We start from the raw sequence: 5,890 nt of genomic DNA on the forward strand, positions 1-5,890 counted from the left end.
GCTTGGCGACGTCCTACTCTCACAGGGACAAGGTCCCAACTACCATCGGCGCTAGAGAGCTTAACTTCCGTGTTCGGTATGGGAACGGGTGTGACCTCTCTGCCATCATCACCAAACTATGAAGGCATATTCCTTCAAAACTAGATAACATTTGCTACATATTATATGGTTAAGTCCTCGATCTATTAGTATTCGTCAGCTCCACATGTCACCATGCTTCCACCTCGAACCTATCAACCTGATCATCTTTCAGGGATCTTACTAGCTTACGCTATGGGAAATCTCATCTTGAGGGGGGCTTCATGCTTAGATGCTTTCAGCACTTATCCCTTCCGCACATAGCTACCCAGCTATGCCCTTGGCAGAACAACTGGTACACCAGCGGTGCGTCCATCCCGGTCCTCTCGTACTAAGGACAGCTCCTCTCAAATTTCCTACGCCCACGACGGATAGGGACCGAACTGTCTCACGACGTTCTGAACCCAGCTCGCGTACCGCTTTAATGGGCGAACAGCCCAACCCTTGGGACCGACTACAGCCCCAGGATGCGATGAGCCGACATCGAGGTGCCAAACCTCCCCGTCGATGTGGACTCTTGGGGGAGATAAGCCTGTTATCCCCGGGGTAGCTTTTATCCGTTGAGCGATGGCCCTTCCATGCGGAACCACCGGATCACTAAGCCCGACTTTCGTCCCTGCTCGACTTGTAGGTCTCGCAGTCAAGCTCCCTTATGCCTTTGCACTCTACGAATGATTTCCAACCATTCTGAGGGAACCTTTGGGCGCCTCCGTTACACTTTAGGAGGCGACCGCCCCAGTCAAACTGCCCACCTGACACTGTCTCCCGGGTCGATAAGACCCGTAGGTTAGAATTTCAATACAGTCAGGGCGGTATCCCACCAGCGCCTCCACCGAAGCTAGCGCTCCGGTTTCAATGGCTCCCGCCTATCCTGTACAAACTGTACCAAAATTCAATATCAGGCTACAGTAAAGCTCCACGGGGTCTTTCCGTCCTGTCGCGGGTAACCTGCATCTTCACAGGTACTATAATTTCACCGAGTCTCTGGTTGAGACAGTGCCCAAATCGTTACACCTTTCGTGCGGGTCGGAACTTACCCGACAAGGAATTTCGCTACCTTAGGACCGTTATAGTTACGGCCGCCGTTTACTGGGGCTTCAGTTCAGAGCTTCGCTTACGCTAACCCCTCTCCTTAACCTTCCAGCACCGGGCAGGTGTCACCCCCTATACTTCGCCTTACGGCTTCGCAGAGAGCTGTGTTTTTGCTAAACAGTCGCTTGGGCCTATTCACTGCGGCTTTCCGTTAAGAAAGCACCCCTTCTCCCGAAGTTACGGGGTCATTTTGCCGAGTTCCTTAACCAGAGTTCTCTCGCACACCTTAGGATTCTCTCCTCGCCTACCTGTGTCGGTTTGCGGTACAGGCACCTTTTATCTCGCTAGAAGCTTTTCTTGGCAGCGGGGAATCAAAGACTTCGCTCCATAAGGAGCTTCCCCATCACAGCTCAGCCTTTACGATAAGCGGATTTGCCTACTTATCAGCCTAACTGCTTGGACGTGCACAACCAATCGCACGCTTCTTCTATCCTTCTGCGTCCCTCCATTGCTCAAACGATAAAGAGGTGGTACAGGAATATCAACCTGTTGTCCATCGCCTACGCCTGTCGGCCTCGGCTTAGGTCCTGACTAACCCTGAGCGGACGAGCCTTCCTCAGGAAACCTTAGGCATTCGGTGGACGGGATTCTCACCCGTCTTTCGCTACTCATACCGGCATTCTCACTTCTAAGCACTCCACCAGTCCTTCCGGTCTGACTTCACTGTCCTTAGAACGCTCCCCTACCACTGATACCATTGGTATCAATCCGCAGCTTCGGTGGTGTATTTAGCCCCGGTACATTTTCGGCGCAGAGTCACTCGACTAGTGAGCTATTACGCACTCTTTAAATGGTGGCTGCTTCTAAGCCAACATCCTAGTTGTCTAAGCAACTCCACATCCTTTTCCACTTAATACACACTTTGGGACCTTAGCTGGCGGTCTGGGCTGTTTCCCTTTTGACTACGGATCTTATCACTCGCAGTCTGACTCCTAAGGATAAGTCATTGGCATTCGGAGTTTGACTGAATTCGGTAATCCGATGAGGACCCCTAGTCCAATCAGTGCTCTACCTCCAAGACTCTTACACTTAAGGCTAGCCCTAAAGCTATTTCGGGGAGAACCAGCTATCTCCAGGTTCGATTGGAATTTCTCCGCTACCCACACCTCATCCCCGCACTTTTCAACGTGCGTGGGTTCGGGCCTCCATTCAGTGTTACCTGAACTTCACCCTGGACATGGGTAGATCACCTGGTTTCGGGTCTACGACCACGTACTAAACGCCCTATTCAGACTCGCTTTCGCTGCGGCTCCGCCTCTTCAGCTTAACCTCGCACGGGATCGTAACTCGCCGGTTCATTCTACAAAAGGCACGCCATCACCCGTTAACGGGCTCTGACTATTTGTAGGCACACGGTTTCAGGATCTCTTTCACTCCCCTTCCGGGGTGCTTTTCACCTTTCCCTCACGGTACTGGTTCACTATCGATCACTAGGGAGTATTTAGCCTTGGGAGATGGTCCTCCCAGATTCCGACGGAATTTCACGTGTTCCGCCGTACTCAGGATACATTCAAGAGAGAACGAAGTTTCGACTACGGGGTTGTTACCCTCTACGACGGACCTTTCCAGGTCGCTTCGTCTACCTCGTTCCTTTGTAACTCCGTATAGAATGTCCTACAACCCCAAGAGGCAAGCCTCTTGGTTTGGGCTATGTTCCGTTTCGCTCGCCGCTACTCAGGAAATCGCATTTGCTTTCTCTTCCTCCAGGTACTTAGATGTTTCAGTTCCCTGGGTCTGTCTTCCTTACCCTATGTATTCAGATAAGGATACCATACCATTACGTATGGTGGGTTTCCCCATTCGGAAATCTTCGGATCAAAGCTTACTTACAGCTCCCCGAAGCATATCGGCGTTAGTCCCGTCCTTCATCGACTCCTAGTGTCAAGGCATCCACCGTGCGCCCTTTCTAACTTAACCAAACTAAAAATTAAAAAATATGAGCTACACTGTTATCTAGTTTTCAAAGAACATACCATTTGCTATTTAAAATAGCTTTTTGGTGGAGCCTAGCGGGATCGAACCGCTGACCTCCTGCGTGCAAGGCAGGCGCTCTCCCAGCTGAGCTAAGGCCCCAAAATGTATGGTGGGCCTAAATGGACTCGAACCATCGACCTCACGCTTATCAGGCGTGCGCTCTAACCAGCTGAGCTATAGGCCCATACAAATTGCAGGATTTATTTATATCATATCCTCATTTAAGAGTCAATACTGAATTGAACTCTCAAAACTAAACGAAAACGAAACACGGAAACTTATATTGATAAGCAGCGCTTATCAATTCTCCATAGAAAGGAGGTGATCCAGCCGCACCTTCCGATACGGCTACCTTGTTACGACTTCACCCCAATCATCTGTCCCACCTTAGGCGGCTGGCTCCAAAAAGGTTACCCCACCGACTTCGGGTGTTACAAACTCTCGTGGTGTGACGGGCGGTGTGTACAAGGCCCGGGAACGTATTCACCGCGGCATGCTGATCCGCGATTACTAGCGATTCCAGCTTCATGTAGGCGAGTTGCAGCCTACAATCCGAACTGAGAACGGTTTTATGAGATTAGCTCCACCTCGCGGTCTTGCAGCTCTTTGTACCGTCCATTGTAGCACGTGTGTAGCCCAGGTCATAAGGGGCATGATGATTTGACGTCATCCCCACCTTCCTCCGGTTTGTCACCGGCAGTCACCTTAGAGTGCCCAACTTAATGATGGCAACTAAGATCAAGGGTTGCGCTCGTTGCGGGACTTAACCCAACATCTCACGACACGAGCTGACGACAACCATGCACCACCTGTCACTCTGCTCCCGAAGGAGAAGCCCTATCTCTAGGGTTTTCAGAGGATGTCAAGACCTGGTAAGGTTCTTCGCGTTGCTTCGAATTAAACCACATGCTCCACCGCTTGTGCGGGCCCCCGTCAATTCCTTTGAGTTTCAGCCTTGCGGCCGTACTCCCCAGGCGGAGTGCTTAATGCGTTAACTTCAGCACTAAAGGGCGGAAACCCTCTAACACTTAGCACTCATCGTTTACGGCGTGGACTACCAGGGTATCTAATCCTGTTTGCTCCCCACGCTTTCGCGCCTCAGTGTCAGTTACAGACCAGAAAGTCGCCTTCGCCACTGGTGTTCCTCCATATCTCTACGCATTTCACCGCTACACATGGAATTCCACTTTCCTCTTCTGCACTCAAGTCTCCCAGTTTCCAATGACCCTCCACGGTTGAGCCGTGGGCTTTCACATCAGACTTAAGAAACCACCTGCGCGCGCTTTACGCCCAATAATTCCGGATAACGCTTGCCACCTACGTATTACCGCGGCTGCTGGCACGTAGTTAGCCGTGGCTTTCTGGTTAGGTACCGTCAAGGTGCCAGCTTATTCAACTAGCACTTGTTCTTCCCTAACAACAGAGTTTTACGACCCGAAAGCCTTCATCACTCACGCGGCGTTGCTCCGTCAGACTTTCGTCCATTGCGGAAGATTCCCTACTGCTGCCTCCCGTAGGAGTCTGGGCCGTGTCTCAGTCCCAGTGTGGCCGATCACCCTCTCAGGTCGGCTACGCATCGTTGCCTTGGTGAGCCGTTACCTCACCAACTAGCTAATGCGACGCGGGTCCATCCATAAGTGACAGCCGAAGCCGCCTTTCAATTTCGAACCATGCGGTTCAAAATGTTATCCGGTATTAGCCCCGGTTTCCCGGAGTTATCCCAGTCTTATGGGCAGGTTACCCACGTGTTACTCACCCGTCCGCCGCTAACTTCATAAGAGCAAGCTCTTAATCCATTCGCTCGACTTGCATGTATTAGGCACGCCGCCAGCGTTCATCCTGAGCCAGGATCAAACTCTCCAATAAAGTTAGTTTGTCTAGCATCTAAAATAAAAATTGACGTTTCACGTTGTTTGTTTCGTTCAGTTTTCAAAGAACTAATGGTGGAGCCTAGCGGGATCGAACCGCTGACCTCCTGCGTGCAAGGCAGGCGCTCTCCCAGCTGAGCTAAGGCCCCAAACAAGTATCGGGAAGACAGGATTTGAACCTGCGACCCCCTGGTCCCAAACCAGGTGCTCTACCAAGCTGAGCCACTTCCCGAAAGAAAACGCGCCCGAGAGGAGTCGAACCCCTAACCTCTTGATCCGTAGTCAAACGCTCTATCCAATTGAGCTACGGGCGCATATGGTGCCGAGGGCGGGGGTCGAACCCGCACGGTGGTCACCCACCGCAGGATTTTAAGTCCTGTGCGTCTGCCTGTTCCGCCACCCCGGCATGTCATATTGAAAATTGGAGCGGAAGACGGGATTCGAACCCGCGACCCCAACCTTGGCAAGGTTGTATTCTACCACTGAACTACTTCCGCAAGACATGTTTGAGATATTTTATTAAAAGTGCGGGTGAAGGGAGTCGAACCCCCACGCCAAAGGCGCTAGATCCTAAGTCTAGTGCGTCTGCCAATTCCGCCACACCCGCATATTAATTAAAATGGTGAGCCATGAAGGACTCGAACCTTCGACCCTCTGATTAAAAGTCAGATGCTCTACCAACTGAGCTAATGGCTCTTACAATAAAAACTGGTGCCGACTAGAGGACTTGAACCCCCAACCTACTGATTACAAGTCAGTTGCTCTACCAATTGAGCTAAGTCGGCTAAATGGTGGAGGATGACGGGATCGAACCGCCGACCCCCTGCTTGTAAGGCAGGTGCTCTCCCAGCTGAGCTAATCCTCCGGATTGCCTGGCA

General features: G+C 51.5%; 11 tRNA genes and 3 rRNA genes. All 14 read right to left on the bottom strand.

Annotated elements, in window-relative coordinates:
- Positions 1–116, bottom strand: a 5S ribosomal RNA gene (rrf, locus tag ACUL40_RS27920).
- A 49-nt stretch (positions 117–165) separates the two neighbouring features.
- Positions 166–3,087 (bottom strand): 23S ribosomal RNA (locus ACUL40_RS27925).
- Between the two features lie 80 nt (positions 3,088–3,167).
- Positions 3,168–3,243 (bottom strand) — tRNA-Ala (locus tag ACUL40_RS27930).
- An 8-nt stretch (positions 3,244–3,251) separates the two neighbouring features.
- A tRNA-Ile gene (locus ACUL40_RS27935) sits at positions 3,252–3,328 on the bottom strand.
- A 130-nt stretch (positions 3,329–3,458) separates the two neighbouring features.
- Positions 3,459–5,010 (bottom strand): 16S ribosomal RNA (locus ACUL40_RS27940).
- The 16S, 23S and 5S rRNA genes sit together here with 11 tRNA genes alongside, the layout of an rRNA operon.
- Positions 5,011–5,085: 75 nt before the next feature.
- Positions 5,086–5,161 (bottom strand) — tRNA-Ala (locus ACUL40_RS27945).
- 9 nt (positions 5,162–5,170) lie between these two features.
- Positions 5,171–5,244, bottom strand: a tRNA-Pro gene (locus tag ACUL40_RS27950).
- Between the two features lie 8 nt (positions 5,245–5,252).
- Positions 5,253–5,326: transfer RNA gene (locus ACUL40_RS27955), tRNA-Arg, on the bottom strand.
- Between the two features lie 3 nt (positions 5,327–5,329).
- A tRNA-Leu gene (locus ACUL40_RS27960) sits at positions 5,330–5,418 on the bottom strand.
- A gap of 16 nt (positions 5,419–5,434) precedes the next feature.
- Positions 5,435–5,509, bottom strand: a tRNA-Gly gene (locus tag ACUL40_RS27965).
- 29 nt (positions 5,510–5,538) lie between these two features.
- Positions 5,539–5,619, bottom strand: a tRNA-Leu gene (locus tag ACUL40_RS27970).
- 13 nt (positions 5,620–5,632) lie between these two features.
- Positions 5,633–5,708: transfer RNA gene (locus tag ACUL40_RS27975), tRNA-Lys, on the bottom strand.
- Between the two features lie 13 nt (positions 5,709–5,721).
- Positions 5,722–5,797 (bottom strand) — tRNA-Thr (locus tag ACUL40_RS27980).
- A gap of 4 nt (positions 5,798–5,801) precedes the next feature.
- A tRNA-Val gene (locus tag ACUL40_RS27985) sits at positions 5,802–5,877 on the bottom strand.
- Between the last annotated feature and the right edge of the window lie 13 nt (positions 5,878–5,890).

Source organism: Bacillus sp. KNSH39 (assembly GCF_052656585.1).